This window comes from Amycolatopsis sp. NPDC039088, from assembly GCF_055598845.1.
Map to the genome: position 1 here is coordinate 37,708 of NZ_JBVKAE010000038.1, position 18,062 is coordinate 55,769.

The 18,062-nt window shown below is 62.6% G+C and carries 23 protein-coding genes; 4 read left to right on the forward strand and 19 right to left on the reverse strand.

Features of this window, described 5'->3' with window-relative positions; translation table 11 throughout:
- Nucleotides 1-15 precede the first annotated feature (15 nt).
- The 9 genes from ACZ7KI_RS35330 to ACZ7KI_RS35370 form a co-directional block, all read right to left on the reverse strand.
- Nucleotides 16-237 carry a hypothetical protein gene (locus ACZ7KI_RS35330; RefSeq protein WP_470277364.1) on the reverse strand — a complete coding sequence of 74 codons (222 nt, stop codon included), beginning with the start codon at nt 235-237 and terminating at the stop codon, nt 16-18.
- Complete coding sequence (locus ACZ7KI_RS35335; RefSeq protein ID WP_470277365.1) at nt 234-1,550, reverse strand: FtsK/SpoIIIE domain-containing protein; 1,317 nt, start codon at nt 1,548-1,550, stop codon at nt 234-236. Before ACZ7KI_RS35335 ends, ACZ7KI_RS35330 begins: the two co-directional genes overlap by 4 nt.
- Before the next feature lie 222 nt (nt 1,551-1,772).
- Nucleotides 1,773-2,012, reverse strand: a complete 240-nt coding sequence (locus tag ACZ7KI_RS35340; protein WP_470277366.1) for a hypothetical protein — start codon at nt 2,010-2,012, stop codon at nt 1,773-1,775.
- A 20-nt stretch (nt 2,013-2,032) separates the two neighbouring features.
- A complete protein-coding gene (locus ACZ7KI_RS35345) occupies nt 2,033-2,266 on the reverse strand; it encodes a hypothetical protein (RefSeq protein ID WP_470277367.1) in 234 nt (77 codons plus the stop codon).
- Nucleotides 2,260-2,505 carry a hypothetical protein gene (locus tag ACZ7KI_RS35350; RefSeq protein WP_470277368.1) on the reverse strand — a complete coding sequence of 82 codons (246 nt, stop codon included), beginning with the start codon at nt 2,503-2,505 and terminating at the stop codon, nt 2,260-2,262. Before ACZ7KI_RS35350 ends, ACZ7KI_RS35345 begins: the two co-directional genes overlap by 7 nt.
- A gap of 3 nt (nt 2,506-2,508) precedes the next feature.
- Entirely contained in the window at nt 2,509-2,766 is a 258-nt protein-coding gene (locus ACZ7KI_RS35355; protein ID WP_470277369.1) for a hypothetical protein, read from the reverse strand.
- An 8-nt stretch (nt 2,767-2,774) separates the two neighbouring features.
- Nucleotides 2,775-2,978, reverse strand: coding sequence for a hypothetical protein (locus ACZ7KI_RS35360; RefSeq protein ID WP_470277370.1), 204 nt, complete (start codon nt 2,976-2,978; stop codon nt 2,775-2,777).
- A gap of 26 nt (nt 2,979-3,004) precedes the next feature.
- Entirely contained in the window at nt 3,005-3,271 is a 267-nt protein-coding gene (locus ACZ7KI_RS35365; protein ID WP_470277371.1) for a hypothetical protein, read from the reverse strand.
- A 317-nt stretch (nt 3,272-3,588) separates the two neighbouring features.
- Nucleotides 3,589-3,948, reverse strand: coding sequence for a hypothetical protein (locus tag ACZ7KI_RS35370; RefSeq protein ID WP_470277372.1), 360 nt, complete (start codon nt 3,946-3,948; stop codon nt 3,589-3,591).
- Between the two features lie 166 nt (nt 3,949-4,114).
- Between ACZ7KI_RS35370 and ACZ7KI_RS35375 the strand changes: the two genes are divergently transcribed.
- Complete coding sequence (locus ACZ7KI_RS35375) at nt 4,115-4,507, forward strand: winged helix-turn-helix domain-containing protein (RefSeq protein ID WP_470277373.1); 393 nt, start codon at nt 4,115-4,117, stop codon at nt 4,505-4,507.
- Nucleotides 4,508-5,304: 797 nt separating this feature from the next.
- Here the strand turns inward: ACZ7KI_RS35375 and ACZ7KI_RS35380 are convergent.
- Both ACZ7KI_RS35380 and ACZ7KI_RS35385 read right to left on the reverse strand, forming a co-directional pair.
- A complete protein-coding gene (locus tag ACZ7KI_RS35380; RefSeq protein WP_470277374.1) occupies nt 5,305-6,681 on the reverse strand; it encodes a helix-turn-helix domain-containing protein in 1,377 nt (458 codons plus the stop codon).
- Nucleotides 6,682-6,835: 154 nt separating this feature from the next.
- Nucleotides 6,836-7,129 carry a helix-turn-helix domain-containing protein gene (locus ACZ7KI_RS35385; RefSeq protein ID WP_470277375.1) on the reverse strand — a complete coding sequence of 98 codons (294 nt, stop codon included), beginning with the start codon at nt 7,127-7,129 and terminating at the stop codon, nt 6,836-6,838.
- Between the two features lie 320 nt (nt 7,130-7,449).
- On the opposite strand from ACZ7KI_RS35385, the gene ACZ7KI_RS35390 reads away from it, so the two are divergent.
- The gene (locus ACZ7KI_RS35390) at nt 7,450-8,403 is read left to right on the forward strand and encodes a hypothetical protein (protein WP_470277376.1); all 954 of its coding nucleotides are present in this window, start codon (nt 7,450-7,452) and stop codon (nt 8,401-8,403) included.
- On the opposite strand, the gene ACZ7KI_RS35395 is transcribed toward ACZ7KI_RS35390, so the two are convergent.
- Both ACZ7KI_RS35395 and ACZ7KI_RS35400 read right to left on the reverse strand, forming a co-directional pair.
- Nucleotides 8,400-8,837, reverse strand: a complete 438-nt coding sequence (locus ACZ7KI_RS35395; protein ID WP_470277377.1) for a DUF397 domain-containing protein — start codon at nt 8,835-8,837, stop codon at nt 8,400-8,402. The genes ACZ7KI_RS35390 and ACZ7KI_RS35395 overlap by 4 nt on opposite strands.
- A complete protein-coding gene (locus ACZ7KI_RS35400; protein WP_470277378.1) occupies nt 8,830-9,660 on the reverse strand; it encodes a helix-turn-helix domain-containing protein in 831 nt (276 codons plus the stop codon). Before ACZ7KI_RS35400 ends, ACZ7KI_RS35395 begins: the two co-directional genes overlap by 8 nt.
- 315 nt (nt 9,661-9,975) lie before the next feature.
- Between ACZ7KI_RS35400 and ACZ7KI_RS35405 the strand changes: the two genes are divergently transcribed.
- Nucleotides 9,976-10,185 carry a hypothetical protein gene (locus ACZ7KI_RS35405; protein WP_470277379.1) on the forward strand — a complete coding sequence of 70 codons (210 nt, stop codon included), beginning with the start codon at nt 9,976-9,978 and terminating at the stop codon, nt 10,183-10,185.
- A gap of 922 nt (nt 10,186-11,107) precedes the next feature.
- Here the strand turns inward: ACZ7KI_RS35405 and ACZ7KI_RS35410 are convergent.
- The 6 genes from ACZ7KI_RS35410 to ACZ7KI_RS35435 all read right to left on the reverse strand — a co-directional run bounded on the left by ACZ7KI_RS35410 (nt 11,108) and on the right by ACZ7KI_RS35435 (nt 16,253).
- Nucleotides 11,108-11,857, reverse strand: coding sequence for an ESX secretion-associated protein EspG (locus ACZ7KI_RS35410; protein WP_470277380.1), 750 nt, complete (start codon nt 11,855-11,857; stop codon nt 11,108-11,110).
- Between the two features lie 64 nt (nt 11,858-11,921).
- A complete protein-coding gene (locus tag ACZ7KI_RS35415) occupies nt 11,922-13,226 on the reverse strand; it encodes a WXG100 family type VII secretion target (protein WP_470277381.1) in 1,305 nt (434 codons plus the stop codon).
- Nucleotides 13,227-13,272: 46 nt separating this feature from the next.
- Nucleotides 13,273-13,905, reverse strand: coding sequence for a DUF3558 domain-containing protein (locus tag ACZ7KI_RS35420; RefSeq protein ID WP_470277382.1), 633 nt, complete (start codon nt 13,903-13,905; stop codon nt 13,273-13,275).
- Nucleotides 13,902-14,387, reverse strand: a complete 486-nt coding sequence (locus tag ACZ7KI_RS35425) for a hypothetical protein (RefSeq protein ID WP_470277383.1) — start codon at nt 14,385-14,387, stop codon at nt 13,902-13,904. Before ACZ7KI_RS35425 ends, ACZ7KI_RS35420 begins: the two co-directional genes overlap by 4 nt.
- A gap of 322 nt (nt 14,388-14,709) precedes the next feature.
- The gene (locus ACZ7KI_RS35430) at nt 14,710-15,372 is read right to left on the reverse strand and encodes a hypothetical protein (RefSeq protein WP_470277384.1); all 663 of its coding nucleotides are present in this window, start codon (nt 15,370-15,372) and stop codon (nt 14,710-14,712) included.
- A gap of 50 nt (nt 15,373-15,422) precedes the next feature.
- Nucleotides 15,423-16,253, reverse strand: coding sequence for a hypothetical protein (locus ACZ7KI_RS35435; protein WP_470277385.1), 831 nt, complete (start codon nt 16,251-16,253; stop codon nt 15,423-15,425).
- Between the two features lie 969 nt (nt 16,254-17,222).
- Here ACZ7KI_RS35435 and ACZ7KI_RS35440 point away from each other — a divergent pair.
- On the forward strand, nt 17,223-17,810 hold the full coding sequence (locus ACZ7KI_RS35440) for a hypothetical protein (protein WP_470277386.1): 588 nt from the start codon (nt 17,223-17,225) through the stop codon (nt 17,808-17,810).
- The last annotated feature ends 252 nt before the right edge of the window (nt 17,811-18,062 follow it).

An 18,062-nucleotide genomic window follows, 5' to 3' on the forward strand; every position in this document is an offset into this window, starting at 1 on the left:
AGCGGCGATGCTGCGTTAGCGTCCGGTGCGCCAGCGTTCCGCGCGCCCGCGGAAGAACGCCGCTTCCTCTTCCAGCGCGCGAGCGGCCTGCTCGGCAAGCTCGGCCAGGTGGGGATGGCGAAACCGTGGGTTGGTTTGGTCGCGTTCGTCCACGGTGCGGATAACGTCGTGATAGTCGGTGATCAGCTGGGGAGCGCGCCCCAGGAATCCCAGGACTGCGTGCGCGTCGACCCTCACCTGATCAACTCCCGTCGATCAGGGCGCTCGATCGACGCCGGAACATGCAGACCGGAGCGGGTCTGTACAAAGTGGACTAGTTGATCGATGCCGGCGTCGGAGACGTACGCGGCCCGTACCCGCAGCGGCACCCGGGTACGCTGCCCCACCACATAACCGATTCCCGCTGTTTCGGGCACATTGGGGATTTCATCGGCGAGCGCGCCGCGCAGGCGAGCACCCTCCCCCAACACAGCATCCACATGCAGGCTCGCCGTCAGGCGCAGCGAGACCCGCACCGTGTACAACTCCCGGATGGGCACAATATCCTTGGTCGGTTCTTGTACCAGGCCGATCATGGGGTTTCCGGTCGCTCGACCTTGCGAGCCGACGAGCTCTAGCGAGCGGCGAAGCCTGCGAGTGAAAGCCGGGTCCCCGTAGGCCAACAGTGCGCCCAGCTCGTCCAGGATCAACAGATCCACCGGAGTCTGCGGCGACACAACGATTTTGCGTTTCCCGGCAGCGCTTAACGCGCGCTGCTTGTCCTGCATGACCTCCACATATTCGGCCACCAGCGCGGCGCAGTCGCTCACCTCAGCCCCGTACCGAAAGCAGATCGGGGCGAGCCTGGAAAACTCGGTCCGTTTCGGGTCGCATGTCCACAACCGCACTAAGCCGTCGCGGATCAGCGGAGCCATACCCCGCAGTAGCGACATGGGGATGGAGTTCTTGCCCGACCCGGACGCGCCCGCAACGAACACATGTTGCCCCAGAACAGGAATCCGCCACGGCGTGGCGTACTCGGTTTCCCCGGCATACACATTGCCCAGGTCCACCATGCCCGGCTCTGGCGGCATCTGCGGCGCGTCGATGATCTCGGTGAACGGCTCTCGCCGTTGGATCACCAACCCCACCGTTCCCGGTTTGATCCGCTCAACCGCGATCCGCTGCACGCGAAGGGTTTCCGCCAGTTCCGGTAGCCGCTCCTCGAAATGGCGCACGCTCTGCCCTGGCAGCAGCCGCGCCCACACGGTGTCGACCATCGGGGAGTACGACCACACCCGCGTGATGCGCGGGGTTTGTTCGTAGCCGGTGCGGCGATGGGTGCGCGAGAGCTCGCACGCCAGCAGAGCACGACGCCACCGCGGCCCGATGTAGCTGCTCCAGCACCGCCAGCTCGACCGCAACCGGGGAGCGATATACCGGTCGAACGTTTCCGGGTGCCCCCGATACCAACCGAGACCCCCGAGCAGCAGGCCAGCGGCCACGATCGCGGTGACGAGCCAGCCTGCCACCTGACCGCAGCCCACGATAAGAACGGGAGAGCCGGTCATGGCCGGATGCCGCGCTATCCACAACGCGGCCCGAACCTCAGCGCCCTTGCGGCGCGGTGATCGAGAATCCAAATGTTCTCCTTCCACCAGACGACAAACGGCCCCCGCACCCCACGAGGGGCATCAGAGGCCGTAGCTCATGAAGGGTGACGATGCGCGCGACCGTCACCCGGTTTTGTGTTGTCTTGTAAGGGATATGCGCGGTAGTCGAGTGCGTGCCGTTTAGAGTTCCGTTCGGCGGCGTGCTTCTTCCTCGACCCAGCCCGCCAACTCGCCGATCTGGCGCTGCAACCTCACTAGCTGCCCGGCTCGCTGAGTCATCGTGGCTCCGAGCGGTTCGTCGTTCTGCTTGAGCACGAACGCGTTTTTCTCCACCAGGAGCCCGTAGCGGCCCAAGGTTGCCGCGATATCAAGGAAATCGTTCGTGAATGTCAGCAAGGTTGCCCGTGTTGGATAGTCCATTCCGTCATCACCCCCGTTCGCTAGCGTGCCTGCGCGTGTCGCAGCCGCAGCAGCTCCGCAAGCGCGGTGAACTGTTGTTCCAGGGCGGACAGGTCGATCCCGTAGCTTTTCGCGGCAGCGCCAAGCGCCTGATCGACCGCCAGCAACACCACGACCGCGCTATCGATCCGGTCGGAGAACCCGCCGATCTCACGCGCGAGACCGTCATACAGGTCTGCTAGTTCCACTTTCGCTGAGTAGTCGAGCATCACCACACCCGCCCTTCTACTGGTAGGCGGTGTGTTTCGGCTTCCACCCAGCCGGCCAGGTTGACCAGCTGATCAGCCAACAGCAGCAGGTCCACGCCGTAGCTGTTGGTCCTGCGTGCGGTCGCCATGCCCAACTCGGGGAGGGCGCGGCTGCGTTCCTGGAGCCCTTCGCCTAACTGGCGCAGAATCGACGCCTCAGTTAGGAGGCCGTTGGCGATCGACAAGACCGCCGTCCTGGTCACCATCGATCACCTCCGCCCTGATCGAGCGCGGCCACCGAGCACGGGCGAGCCGGTGTCGTCGACCCGATCGGCCAGACCGCGCAACGCGTCGTCGAGCGCGGCGAGGTCCACGACGTTGCCTTTCATCGTCGAGGCCAACGAGTCATCGACGTCCATGACCGTGCCCAGCATGCGGTCGAGCCGATCGGACATGCCCGCGAGAAGGCCCGCGACCATCCGCAACATCTCGGTGAACTCCGCGATTTTCCGTGCAGTGTCAGACATGAGACCGATCACCGCCGATCATCGGAGGTAGGGACCGCGCGCAACAATCCGATCAGCGCGGCGATTTTGCGGTTCGCCAGCAGCAAACTGATGTTGATGCTCCTGGTGTGTACCGCCAAACCGGCGTGCGCGTCTGCGACCGCCTTCTCAATCTCGTGCATCCGGGTTTCCACCCGCTCGGCCTCATCCCGGATCTCGTGCAGCTCAAGCACCAGATCCGTGCGTGCGTTGCGACTAATCACTCGCATCCCCCCTGCCGGTAGCGGCGAGACCGTTTCGGGCGATACCGCGTCCCCACTCCCAACCCTCGCTCCCACTCGCGCGCCTGCCGCCACCGCAACGACCGCGCCGGGGGATCTTCGGCGTAGATATCGCCCAGCAGCATCGCCGTGATCGCGCCGTCAAGATCGAGCACCCGGTCAGGCAGCCACGACACCACCCACCGGTCCACCCGATCCGCCGTGTGCGCGCCCACCTCGGCGACCATCAAGTCCTTACCTATCATGCGAACTACCATCAGAACCCTCTCCTTCAGTAGTGAAAACGTTGATTACCAACAAATCTGTGCCACGAGGGCACGCCGTCTAGTCGAGAACCCGTGTCGCTCAGCCACCTCCTTTCCTTGCATCCCAAGAGTGTTTGCCCGTCCGCGTAAGGCGCAGGGGCTATCCGTAGCGAGCCGACCGGGGGTGGTTCTTTGACGCTTAAGTGTCAAAGAACCACCCCGTGCGGCCCGTTTTTTGGCATGGTTTGGCCCACTATGGATTTATCAAGCAGCAAAAAGTGCTACGCCCCAACGAAAAGTGGGCGTCGATAGTGCGGCTAGGTGGTGGTGCTCGCGCGTTCCTTCGGCCTTGCGGGTGCGGGGATGATCACGGGCTTGAGTCCGGCGGCCTTGTACCACTGGCCGGTACGGGTGATCACTCCGTTTTCATCACGCATTTCATAGGTGTTGACCACCGGGTCGAGCAGCTCGACGCGGGTGTCAACCGGGAAACCGTCACCCGGGTCGACCGGCAGCGTGATACGCCATTCCTCGCCCTTGTCCTGGGGCTGTCCCGGCACCGGCAGGCGCTTAGCGAACACAGCCACCGTGAACTGGCGCTCACCGGCCTTATTGACGACCGGGACCCGCTCGCCGGTCGGGGTGTCCTTCATCTTCACCGCGGGCTCTTCGGTCACCAGCAACCGAAACCCCGTGAGGTTGAGCGGAAGATTCTGCATGGCATCGCCTCCTTAAACCGTCTCTCACTGTCCTAGGACACCTACGATAGAGAAGTGTCCTAGGACAGTCAAGGGGTAGGGCCACGCTTGTTTCAAGTGACCTAGGACAGATAGGCTTGCAGGCATGCCGCAACGCGCCACGGGAACCGACAGAGAACCGCCCCCGTATGAGCGGCTCGCGGCCACCCTTCGCCAGCAGATCGACAACGGCGAAGTAGCCGTAGGCGAGCGGTTCTACTCGATACGAGACCTCGCCGAGACGCACAAGACCACCAAAACCACCGTCTCGCGCGCCCTGGCACTGCTACACGACGAAGGAATCCTGACCTCCTGGCAAGGAAGCGGAACCTACGTCGTGCGCAAGCCCGGCGGCAAAGTGCCCGAAGACCCGTTCGCGGTGATACATCAGCGGCTCGACTCGACGATGGACTACCTTCGAGAACTTGACCGACGTCTCACCGAGTTCGAGGAGCTACATCGTCATCGGGATCAGACAACGCCTTCAAGCGATGATTGAGACTGCGCACGTACGCCTCCACGATCACCAGACGGTCCGCGATCTCGCGAACACGATCATCGGTATCATTAGCGTCTGCCGTGTCATCGCCGGTCAATATCGCTCCTTATGCATACCTACATGTGGTTCCCCGTAATGGAAATCAGGAATTGTGCGGCGTCATTGCCGCCCGCCGTTCTCGCGGCCGCCCGGTACGCGCGTCCCAGAAAGCGAGAAGGATACACCTTTCCCCTGCCTATCTGGTCCGAAGGCGAACCGCAGCCATTTCGACCAGAGGTCACCGAAAAGGAGCACCCCGTGCACGTGTGCACCACACGCCTGGCCGCTCCGCTTCGTAACCGCTCGTCCAGCACTGCCGAACCGAGCACTGTTGCCGAGTCCACCGCGACGCCCCCTTCCTCGTGGCCTTGGTCTGAACCTGTCGGCTTCCGCGTTCCAGTGTGGACATGGCGGTAATCCGCTCGCTACAACCGTTCAACGCGACCACGCCAAAGACTGACGAAGCGACACGGTGATGGCCGTTTACCTCACGCATCGCCGAACAGTCACAGCGTGGGTGAACACCGTTACAGGCGAGCATTAGGCCAACCGTGACCAGCGCTGCTCACCCAGCGGATTAATGATTAATCGTGCACCCGTTCGCGCGTGTGATCATCGCACCACGGTGATCACCGCGAACCCGATTAGGCCAATCGGGTAGGGACACGGGGCGGTTACCTGAAAGGAAGCTGTGATCTTACGACGTCCGTGTAAGCGGCCCGGTCACCAACGGTAGTCGCGCATTCCGGTAATCCGGCTCAGCCTTGGCGGATTGTTGTCGCCGCCACAATGTCCCGCGCAAGATCCGCCGCGTCCTTGTGGCGAGGGAGCCGAACGGCTTCGCCGTGCACATCGGCGAGATAATCGGCCACCCTGCGAGACTTGACCGTGGACGCGAGCTCGAGTGCGCGCTGCCCGGCCAGCACCGCTTCGCCCGCCTCCCCAGCCCGAAACAGCACCGCCGAGAGTTGGCTCGTGCTGATCGCGCGGCGCTTGATCCGTAGCGGGTCCGTCGTGGCGGTGTACGCACTGAGGGTTTCGATGGCTTTCGGCGCGTGGGCGCGATCATGGGTCGCGGCGATGGCTAGCACACGCCCTGTCTCGGAGTCGAGGGCGGCGGCGTCGAAGCCGCGCGGCTGGGGGATCACTGCGGAACTGGCCGTGAGCGCTTCGCGCGCGACCTTCAGGGCGTCGAGAGCCTGTCGGACGCTGCCCATCTCCGCGTGCGCGCGGGCAGTGGTGGACTGCACCAAGGCGTCGAGCTGCCCGATCGTCGTTCGAGCGGCCGCCACACTGGCCAGCTGAGTCATCTTGAGCGCTTCACTCGGCGAGTCCAGCCGCAAATACACCCGGGCTGTCTGCTCCAGCGCGAGCGCGGTGCGCATCGGATCGTCGATCTCACCAGCGGCAGCCATCGACTGCCCGAGGTAGGACACGGCGACACCGGGGAGCCCGGCATCGTGGGAGGCCCAGCCGGCCAGGCTCAGCAGATCCGCCAGCCCGGCGTAGAGCTGCCTGCCGATCTCGTCGCTATGGGTGGACCGCAGCAGCGACCGCGCCCACCCCAACTGAGCGACCACCGCGTCGCGCACGGTGTTACCGCCGAGCTGCTTCTCTTGCTCCCACAGCATGGTGGTCAACTGCTGGAGCGCTTGGACTTCGGAGCGGCCGACACGGGCGGGGGTGGGGGTGGCCACCGCGGGCACCGACAACAACGTCAACTCAGCGCTGGTCAAGGCCGCGCCGACAGCGAGTTTCGCGGCGATCCCGAGAACGGCCCTACGGTCGGGCATGGTGTCGGTCACCTCCCGCGCGGCCATCGGGGCAGCGGACAACGCCGCGCTCGTCTCAGTGTCCGGGGTATAGGCCAAACCCATCAACCCCACCGGGACACCCAACCCTCGCGCGATCCGCAACAGGACGTCATAGGCCATCACCTGACGACCCTTGGCGATGTCCGACACCTCAGACTGGCTCTGCCCGGTCAGCGAGGCGATCCGACGCTGAGAGACACCGTGCCGCCTGAGCAGCAGAAACACGCTCCCCACGTCCCGTTTCCGCAGCGCTTCGCGCATCAACGGCTCATCCCAGACCGCCGCCGGGATCATCGTCTCACCCGCGCCGGAGGTGTTCACCGGACGCGCGCTTTGCAACTTATAAGCCGGTCCACGCCACCCAGAGTAGACGCACAGGGACGCGGTGTGTAGCACGCGCGCGGGTGGTGATCGGTGAAGCCGATCGGCGCGACCGATCAGGCCCTAGCCCGTTAGAGCGGTTCGGCAACACCGATCAACCCCGGCGCGGACGCCGCAATGGTCGACCGTCCGCGTCCTCCTCCGGAGGAGCCGGAGGAGGCGCGGGCAAGCCCTTCATCAGCTCGGCGGGGTCGATCTCCAACCCCTCGGCCAGGCGGAGCAGATTCCGCAAGCTCAGGTTTCTCAAACCGCGTTCGACCTGCCCGATGTAGGAGAAATGGACCCCGGTTCGCGCGTCCAGGTTCTCCTGACTGATCTTGAGCACCGCGCGGCGAGCTTTGATCCGCTCGCCCAGGATGCGGGCCGCTTCAAAGATGGGCTCTGGCACGCGACATAGCCGATCGGCTCCCGGCTCAAGAGACCAGAGGCGATCCGCTGGCGGCTTGACTGTTGGCGGCTTATAAGTACTAGTGTGCGTCCTACCGCACCCCACCGCACAGAGGCGGGGTGCACTGGTCACAGGAGGTAGCTCGTGTACATCCCCGGCGGCGGCCAGGGCGGCACCCAGGGCAACACACACGAGAGCACCGACCCCAACAAGAAGAAGTAGCCCCCTCGCACCAGGAAAGCCCCGGCGTTTTACGTCGGGGCTTTCCTATTTTTGTATAGTCAACTTAATCGCCCAATCGTTGCGTTATTGTCAGCGATATGAGCACGCGCGGTAAACGCACCACCAAAGAACGGTTACTATTTCGCCTCCACCGCGCCCGACTCATCCTTATTTCACTCCTGCTAATCGCAGCCGGCATCGGCCTGCTCATTCTCGACGCGGGCAGGATTGCGGACACGTTCTCTGAAGCGCTATTGACTATGGGTGGCCTGAGTTTGTTGGGTGACTTCGCCGCACGCAATCTCGCCGACACCCGCCTCATAGAGTTGTTCAAGAAAGTTCTTGCGCCAGTATTTCACGGGCGTTTTCGCGGACTGTATGACTGGATGAATCGGTCACCGATCCACCGCGAGAACGCCACAGTTGAGGTCACCCTCACGAGAACCAACCCCACCGAGGACGATATGCTGACAGCGGTAGTGAAATACGCGCATTTCACTACCGCTCCCCCAGTGGAGCGCACATTCTTATGTTCTCCCAAGCGCTATTCCCGCGACTACTACCTCAACCGCGGGCTCACCGATTACTGGACCGTCGCACCAGCACAAGGAATCAGCGCCGACGATCCAGACACCTTCGCCGTGCTGGATTACACACTCGACGGACAGTCTTACCACATATCCCGCACGATCAAGCGGGGCGAGCAGCTCTACCGTGCCACGACCAGTAAGGCGCACCCTGGCTCAACCGGCGAGTTGCACCGCGAGGAATACACCTACCGCATCCGCGTTCCGCGCGACGGAGGATCACTCCATTTCACTGTGGACGTCCCAACGCGTGGTTATTCCCTCAAAATCAACCACTTCAATACCGGCATTTCTCGGCTCAGCCTGATTGATTTCTTCGCCAGCGACACCGAACCACGTATCAACCCCAGCGACCCCGAACTGCCCGCATCAGCCGACGTGAGCATCGACGGCTGGATCATGCCAACATCAGGAATCGCAGTCACCTGGACACTCAACGCCCCATCACTTAACAGTGATGCCTAGGCATTCACAGTTGATCGTTTGAAATTTCCGTCGTGGATACCGCCAACAAATGCGTTCCACTCCGCAGGCGTGAACACAAGATGCTTGTCACCTTGGCGCACAACGGAAAACATCGTCGATTCATGCAACACAAATGCGAACTCCAATGAGTTGCAAACGCCGAACCATTGCGCGCCCATGAGATCCAACTCGGCACTAACCGGGATCTTGCCGCTAATGTTTCTTCCGGCAGTCGCAGTGGTTCGGTGATATGTGACGATCAGAAGAAAGTCCTGCCAGGTTTCCTGTGTTACGACTAAGCGGGGTCCATTCGGGTCTTTAGAGTCTTGAATATCCACAGAGTCGTCACGGTATCTAACAAGGACGCAAGCGGGGTCATTGCCAGTGCTACGGGCGCTTTTGAACCAGGTGTTTCTAGGGGCAGGGCTAGACATTGTTACCTATCTTGCTTAGTGCTGCGGTGATCGTGGTACGGGTTTCCTGTGCAGGTAAGGCCATCTGCGCTAAGCCGGTAAATACTCGTGCCAGAGATTCAGTATCGCTCTTGTCGATGTAGAAAGTCGATGGACCGTAAGCCGAATAGACGATACCGACAGGGTTAACAAGATCTCCGAAATTCAACATCGTGTATCCGGCGCTCGGTACAGGATTGCTCGGCGCGGACAGTGGCAGCACCTGAATCGTGGTGGCGGGCTCATGCGACATCATCAGCAGGTGACTTAGTTGTCTCTGCATCACGACTGAGCCACCCGTATTCGCCAAGAGTGCAGCCTCGCCGATGACGAAGTGCAAGCGCTGCTTGCCGGACCCCCACACCTTGTTTTGCCGTTCAAGTCGAAATGCGAGGCGTTCGTGAATTGCTGTGGCTTGCTGCTCTTCTGGCCACCATGCGGCACCGGCTGATTCCATGATCGAGCGCGCGTAATCAGAGCACTGCAAGAGACCGGGTATCACACTTGCTTCATAGGCGAAGATCTCAGTCGCATTCGCTTCAAGGTCGGCAAACCGTTGAAAAACATCTGGAAGACTGTTTTTCCGTTGGTAGTCAGAGCGTTGACGCGCGGCGACTCCTAGTGCTAACGCGGCGTCGCGTTCTTCCGGTGTTGCCTGGTAGATGTCCAGCAGGCTTTTAATGTGCTCTTGGGCGAGAACGGCTACACCCTGTTCGACGCGGCTTAGCTTGCTGTCGGAAACGCCAATGTGGCCACCTGCTTGCGCTTGAGAAATCCGCGCTCGCTCTCTAAGACGCTGGAGCATAAGCCCCAACTGCCACCTTGAAGCAGTGAGACGTGCAGGCATAACCAAATCCCCATATTTCACTCTAGAGAAATAGATACGACGCGTAGCGAGACGAAAAATCATTCATCATCATGGGCGAATGACTTAGGGTGGATTTGCACCTATTCTATGGATGTTGTCGGCTGATTTGCACCTTTCGCTCGCATGGACTGCTTAGTGAAAATAGCAATAAGCGACACGCCGTAAAAACGGGTAGGCAAAGCGGGAATCCTTACTTTTCGAAGGTGGCGCTGCGCACTCGTTTAACTGCTAAGCGTAAGGAGATTCGGGTCCTTGAACGCAGTCCAAAGTGAGAATTCACTGAAATTTGAGAGGTTTGTGCCGGAATATATGCGCGTGTTCACCGATGTGGTCGAATTCCGCTTCGGTGGCCAAATGACTGATGTAGGCGCATTGTTGGTTCTGAGCAAGGAAGCCGCTACCGAAGCCAGAGCACTGCTCGACCGAGCACTAGGTACCTGGCCAACGAGCGAGGGCCAATGAGTGACCGGGTGCGCGTAGAAGTCATCACCGTTCTGGACTCGCCCCACATTCGGTGCACTGTGACAGCCGACCTACACGGCGAGATCGAAATTTCCGATGTCAAAGCCGGACGCTGGACCAGTACGGCCCTCACGCGGGAACAGCTAGTGAAACTTGGGGAGGGAGCCCTTACTGCGGTCGACATCATCGACCGTAGGCGCGCCAACGCGCAGCATCGGCGCGAGCTGTGACCAGTCGAGCCGATCACCACATGATCGGCTCGACCACATCACAAGCTGAACCCTTCGCGCCGTCTCCCCGCGCCCACCTGCCCACGGCCATCGTTGCCACATGCCGGGTGGTTCTCGCAACGTCCCGCCCGGCATGTGGTCCGGCCTGCGGCGGTCGGACCAGGCAGCCCACGAGCCGCGCCAGGCCCCGCGCGAACGCTCCGCCCAACCAGGCCCGCACGCCTCCGGATCGATCACCGGAGAAAAAGCGGGGACAGAAGGGCGAGAGAGCGCCGCGACCCCAGCGCCGCTCGTGGGTTGCCACTCCACACCGGCAGAAGGGCGACGAGTGGACATTGGCCGGATGCTGGTCAGCGCCGGAGTGATCCTCGCACCCGTCGCGGCCTACGCCGTATTTCTCGCCGTCTACGACTACCGCCGCCGTCGCCGCATCAGACGCGACGCTCAGCGGCCCACAGTTGCACAAATCGCCGAACGCATCGCCACCGAGCCTGACCAAGACGACAGCGCTGAAGGTGACGGTGAGGACGCCACGGAATCCGCGGCAGCCGGCTTGACACTTAAGCGTCAAGCCGGCCAGCCCCTCGAACCCCGCTTAGAACCCGAGCCCTTGCACGCCTCGCGGCTCCCGCCTGGTTGGCATTGGCCCGACCGTGAACCCGACGACCCGACACAGCCCCCGTGAAGGTGGGTTAGCGCAGTCCGTCGAGGGTGTCATTCAGGGTGAGAATCGAGTCTCGGAAGGTGGCCGGGCACATCACTACCCGGTCGTCGCCGGTGGCGTAGGTCAGCACCCGCCCCCGCCCGGTCAGGTCTAGCGCGGTGATGGGGCTCGACCGGACGCGCTCCCCGTCGCGCAGGCGTGCGGCATACAGTTGGTGCGCGGCGTCACGCGGCGCACGCAGTACGGAGATTAGCTCGTCGTAGTCGCGGGTGTCGGGGGCTTCGGCTAACGGGTCGTCGGGGTGTGCTGGCCCGGTCTCCGCTTCCGCCCGGGTCATCGAGACCGCCCGCACCCCGGCCGGGTCGATCGGCGGCAGCGAATCAAATAATGCGGTTGCTAGTCGGGTCGCGGGGATGGGTTCGATGATCACCGCTTGGGGGTCCGCGATGACACGTAGCCCGTCGGTGTCGTTCGCGGCGACCAGGACCGCGCCGTGGGAGTCGTCGCGGTACTGGCTGAACGCGTAGAACTCCCTGGCTGGGGTGGCCATCAGAGTTAGCGTTTTGATCCAGAGCGGGTTGAGCCTGCCGCCCCGCGCTAACCCCTTCTCTACCAACAGTTTCAGGGTTTCCTCGTGGAGCGCGCGGGTGCTCTCGTCATCGGTCCACAGGTGCCGATCGGTGCCGATGATCGGGTGCGGGTCAGGTAGGTCAATCATCGACCATGCGACAAGAAACCCTTGGCGGGGAAGAACTACCGCGCGTTCAAGCACACTCACGGGCACGCCTTTACGGTGATGGACTCGACAGAGGGGCACTACCCGACGGGGACCAGGACAGAAATCACTTGCCGATGGTCGGCGGCACCGCTGGATACCCAGTCTCCGGGTCGACCAGCTTGTCTCCCTTTTCGGTGAACAACGCGTCGTCATCTTGGACATACTTACGTTGCCGTTCGCGGTCCTCCTCACCCTTACCCCGCGCCCCAGCCGGAGGCATCATGCCGGGGGTGCCACCGGGACGACCACCAGCGCGCGAGGACCCCGAGCCACCGACCGCGCCGGGTTCACCGGGCATGCCGCGCATCCCCGTTTGCCGTCCCGCGCCCGGAGCGCCACCAGTCCCGCTACCGGGGCCACTGCCGCCCGGAAGCCGTCCGCCCGCACCCGGTCCACTGCCGGGCACCGCGCCGGGATTCCACCCGCCCCCGATATACGGGTTCGCCGCGCGCGTGTCGGGTCCAGTGGGAACACCCACGGACGGAATGCCGGGGTTCGGCACGCTAGGGCCGGTGTTGGTCGCGGGTGGTGTCCACCCGGAGGTGGTGGTTTCCTCGTGCGCTGCTGGGTGCTGTACAGGGGCAGGAGTAGCGGTGTGCTCGCCTGGTCCCGCGCTCGGGGACGGTCCCGGCGTTACCGGTGCAGGTCCCGACGAGGGCGGGGCCACTGGTCCCGATCCGGTGTCGCGGTCGGAGCGGTCAGCGCCGAACCCCTTCACCGAGCCGCGTTTCGCGTCCGGTGTTCCGGGACCGGGGGCGAGGGTGACGTCTCCAGCGTCGAACTCGCCGAGCGTGCCGTAGTCGCCAGTTAACAGCTTCGCTTGCGTGCGGGTGCTGGTGGCATAGGAGTCGTACGCTTCCGCGTTCTGTCTGGAGGCATGGTTGTAGTCACCGACCGCTTTTTCGGTGTCGGTGTTCCACGGCAGAAACGAATCCATGAAACTCTTTTCCGGCGGCTTCTCCGGCAACGGGACTAGCTTTTTCTGTGTGCTGTCAAAGTGGCTTGCCACGTTGGTCACGTTGCCGCTGTTGTCAGCGAGCGTGTCACTGGTGACAGTCAGCGCGGAACTCAGTTTCTTCATCCGAGCCTGCGCCGCGTCCGAAGCGTGCCCGGTCCACGCGGACTCGAACTTTCCCGCGAACGCGAGCACTTCCGACGACAACGCCCGGTGATCCTCAGCCAACTTCGATGCGGTCCGCGCCCCGGTGTGCCACTGCTCGCTCGACCCAGCAAGCATCGCCTTGACCGCCTCATCAATGGAGGTGACCCGCCCTAACCGGCCGCTGTTGCCGCCACCACCGAACACACCGCCGACCCATTCCGCAGCGGCGTTAAGACCGGCCTTCACGCCACCCTCGACCGTGTGCACGGCCTTGGTGACCAGGTTCCGCGCGTCGTCCCACAGGCTCACCGTGTCACGCCCCCGCCCGCTGCTTCAGCGTAGACACCACGAGCCCGGCCATCTGCGCGGTCACCTCACACGAATCAGCCTTACCCCGCTTGCCGTCACCAAGAAAACCGTTGACATCAATAGAAAGATCGTCTGCGAGGCCGACCGAGACAGCACAGTCTCGGTCGGTGTTATCCGAGTGCGCCACAGCTGGGAATCCTTGGATATCAGGCAAAGGCCGCCACACCTGACTCTTCGGTCGGGTATTTTCGTAAACTCCACTGAGTCCTGCGTGGGTTTCGGTGACAAAGCCGACGATGATCTGACCTAAGGTACTTTCGTTGGCCCATGCGCATTTTTGACCGATTCCACCAAGGTTGCTTGACTTACCCGACACTTCAATCCCGATTGCCTGTTTCACTTGTGCGGGGGTGAGCGCGGTCGTGCAGGGATCACCGGACAGCACCGAAGCGGGAAGAGGATTGTTTACCTTCGGAGCACCAGCATACGGCAACGCAGCGCTAGGACTGGAGGAAGGGGCGGGAATGTCGGAAGGGGTCGGGCTTGGGGTGTTGGCCGTGCCGCCTGTGGAGCACGCCGCCAATAGCACGGTGACCCCTGCCGCAAATGCTCCAAATTTCGCTGCCTTCGTCATCATCCAGCCATGCCCCCTTGAGTCTCGGCACCCGCGCCCACGTTATTGGTTGCCGTCTTGGTATTTGATTCGTTTTCGGCGGTTATGCCTAGTGCTTGATGTAGTTTCTCGCGCAGAGTGTCAAGATATCGAATCTCGTCGTCAATCTGTTTAACTGCTTTGTCGAACGCCGCCGCGTTAGTGCTCCACGGGGTGATGGAACCTAGAAGTCCCTCGGTCAGCTTCCCGTTGTATTCCACGCTCACAACATCTTGCGCGGGAGGTTTAAGTTGCCTAAGGTCCCGGGCGTCCGTTTTCATCTGACCCAGTTTGGTAAGGAACCCGTTCACGTCTTCGAGCGCCGCGCGAGCTTGATCGAGGCTGAGGGTGAATCCTTGACCGGCTGTAGTGGTCGTGTCGTTAGCGGCTAACTCGGCGCGGTGCCCCAGCTTTCCTATCGTCTCGTTGAGCCCCGCAGCCCCGGCAGCGGCCGCGTCTATCGCCATCTCGGACGCTCTATCGAAGAACCCACCCTCGCCCATGCCCCTGTTGACCCCTCGTCAATGCGTGCGTGATCGGTGCGACCTATCGCTCCCTGATCGGTTAGGCCGATCAGCGGCGCATATCACCGTAGCGGATCGGTCACCCCCAGTGGAGAGGGTTGAGGCACACTCGTAGGTAACAAGCCGCTGGCGAACAGAAGAAGCCGGTAACCGAATGATGCGAACAGCGAAACCCCACCATGGCCAGGGGAAACGATCGAACGACAGATATCCCCGAACGCGACGATGACCGGATCGTGGCCGATCCTGGACGAGTTCGCCGTGACTACCTAGCCCTACCTCGCCGCTTCGGCTGCTTCACCGAGCCCGACCCCGCGAGCTTGTCTGAGTTCACGACGGGAAAGAGTGTGTCTGCGGGGATTTCGCGGTCTTTCGTGTCGGCCTCGGCATCGTTGGCGTAGACGATCTCCACCAACTCCCGCAGCAGCCACAACAACAACGTGGCACCGTGCACGAGCAGAACGAGCCCAAGCTCGAACAGCCACGGCGCGACCCGTTTACCCGAGGTGACCTGGACCATCGCCGCGACCAACCCCAGCAGCGTCGCCGCGAACGGCTCAGCCACCACCGCCAGCCACGCGCGTTGCAACGGCTTGCCCGACTCGAACCGGAAAAACCGGATACGCCGAGCCTCCGACCCGATCGTGAACACGATGACCACACCCGCGAACCCGGCGACGATCGCCGCCGCAGCGGCAGCCCCCAGATACAGGGTGACCGCGGTCCCCGTGTTCGCATCCGACGCCAGATTCTTGTACGGATCCAGAAACCGCCACCAAATGGTCAACACACCGTGTGCGGCGACGCCGACCGCCAGCGCGAGCGCGACCCACAGCGGATGATTCGAGCACACCCTTCTCGCTGCTGCGTAGAGTGAACGCAGCCGGCCAACCTTGCGTTCCTCGACGGCGCTCCTCGCCTGCTCCACGGCCCCTCCCAAGGTCATCCCGCCTCAGCTGGGCCACGCGGACCAACCGGCTACGAGAACTCCTTCCGGAAGACCTCGATGGCGTTGTTCATACCAGTCAGGACCGACACTTCCGATGGCCTCTCGTCACGCTGGATGTCGAACTTCTGCGTCGAGGTGAACTGCTCCTTGATCAGGTCATACTGGACGCGTTTGAGATCATCGCCGTCAGCGATCTCCAAGCTCACCTCGGCGCTCTTCACGAAGTCCTCCCGCACCCAACGAGCCCCTTCCAGGAGCGTCGTCTTCGTGTCCTCATGCCCCGAGCGACGCCCCAGAGTCCAGCCCAGTTCGATGTCGGTCTCGGTCGAGACCCGCTTCGCTGCCCGCGCCGCCGCGCCGATCCGCCCGCCGCCCGTCTCCGGGACATCCACATCCGGCTCGACCTTCACCCGCAGGATCGTCGCCCCCTGGGCATCGGCCAACCGCTCCGAGACGCGGGAGTTGATGATCGGCACGAGGGTGTAGTTGTGCACGACCCCGTTGGGGTCCAGCATCGATGAAAACCAGGATTCGAGCGCGGTCACACGCGGTGACGCCGCCGACATCGTGAGGACCGCGATCTGATTCGACGCCCCGAACGGGACGACATAGGTCGGCTCTACCAGCACCGCGTCCTGGTCCTGGGGCTCCAGATCACCCACGACGCCCGTCGCATTGCTGAGACTGTCAGGCCACTCCGCGCGCTCACGCACCCCAGCGATATAGAAGTAGCGGGCCGCGGGCTGCTTACCGGTGCGGCTCTCCCCGTGCGTGGTGCGTCCACGGATGTTGATCTGTCGATCCGCCGCAGGCAGCGCCTCCACGTGCTTGGCCATTCTCAACCAGAAGTCGTTCGACACCGGGTCCGTCCGGGTCCCGTTACCGATCTTCTTCTCCGCTCGCAGCTCGTAGAACCGGACCACTTTGCGTATCATCGCCGAAACCCACCCTCGCGCAGCTCTACAGTGAGTAGTCGACGCTACCAGCGCAAACAGCGGTCGAGTGTCACCCGAAGGCGTGGTGCCCTATGTTTGACGCTTAAGTGTCAAGTTGACGCTTAAGCGTCAGGACGGAACCCGTGCAGGGCAGGGCTGTGGGTCGAGATAGCCGACGGGTCTCGGCCTGCTACCACATCTCCCAACCCTTCTTCTCCCGCATCAACTGAAAGACGCGTTCTCTTTTTGATGTGAGTCGAGATGAAATGACGAACGATTGCTGAGATAGCAACGCGCACAACAGCATTAACGCCAGCATGACAACTTCGACAGCGGGGGGAACTTCCTTCATCTGCAAGACAAGGGTCGCTCCAGCGGTAGCGATAGCCGCCAAAGCCAATGCTTGAAGGTGAAGGCGGTTCGCCCTCGCGGTCAGCGAGGCTGTGAACGCGTGAAGCTGTTCCGGGTCGTCAGACAACGCCTCCGCAAGCTTCCGCGCTCGTTCGCTTTTCGCGTTCCGTTTTGCTCGCTACCTCGAATTCGCTCCCGCGAGCCCTTTCTGCATCAACGGAGTCGCGAGGTTCACTGCAATCGCGATCGGCACCGACAGCGCCAACCCAAGCCAAAACGTGCCCATCCCGTCCACGACGCTCCACCCTCCAGGCCCTCGCTGACACGACCGGACCTTCTTACCGCCAAACCGCGCACACGCCACCGAAACACCGTTCCCGGACGCAAACAGATCAGCTCCAGAGGCCACGGCCGGACACTGACGAACACCGCCCGCGCGCGCCCCGTGTTCCCGAAATCCCCAAGGCCCCGTGTTGGTCCCGCTGTTCGTCGTAGAGTGTCGCTCGACGGATGGGAACGGCGACGGAGAGTGGGGACCTGAACGTGAGCGTGCCGGACAAGCCATCGAAAATGTCCGAGGGGCACAAGTGGATCGCGGCGATCGGCACACTGCTCGCAGGGCTTGCCGCTGTCGGCATCACCGTATCCCGCTGCGACGGGTCAGCCACCACCACCGGCACCACAACTAACGCACCTCCGTCAGCGACCCCGCCTGTCTCGACGACTCCGCCGAGCGCTCCTAACGCGTCTACGCCCCAGCCGGCCGCGCCTGCCGTTGTCCGGCAAGGCGGCGTGACCATCAAAGAGGGCGAATCCCTGAGTTTCGCCAGCGGCACTGCGGGCAAAGGCATCGCCAACCCGGACTTCTCCTTTCCCGGTGGACTGCACCAGAGCGTGAGCGCCGCGAGCGGAAAGATGAAGCGAGTCTTCAGGTCCGCCACTGCCGAGGGGTGCAAAGACGAGTTCACCAAGGACATAGACGTGAACGCAAGCGAAGACGCCGTCGAGCCCGGGAACTGGTACTGCCTGCAAAGCCGGACAGGCAATGTCGCCGCCGTCCTCATCGACGACTACAACTACCGCGACACAATGCACGTCCAATTCACCGAATGGAACCTCCCCGCACAGTAGACACGCGACTCGCGGCCCAGCAGTGGCGAGGTCAAGGATCAGTGAGACCGAAGCGTCCAGCATCCACCCGGGACACAGTGCGTCTGACCGGCATTTTTCGGGCGTGCCGTGGTGTTGTGTTCAGAGTTTCTTTTATCTATCAAGGCGGCCCCTTCGGGGCCGCGGGGGGGGGGGGGGGGAAAGGGGGGGGGGGGGGGGGGGGGGGGGGGGGGGGGAAAACCAAAAAAAAACCAACCAAAAAAAAAAAACAAA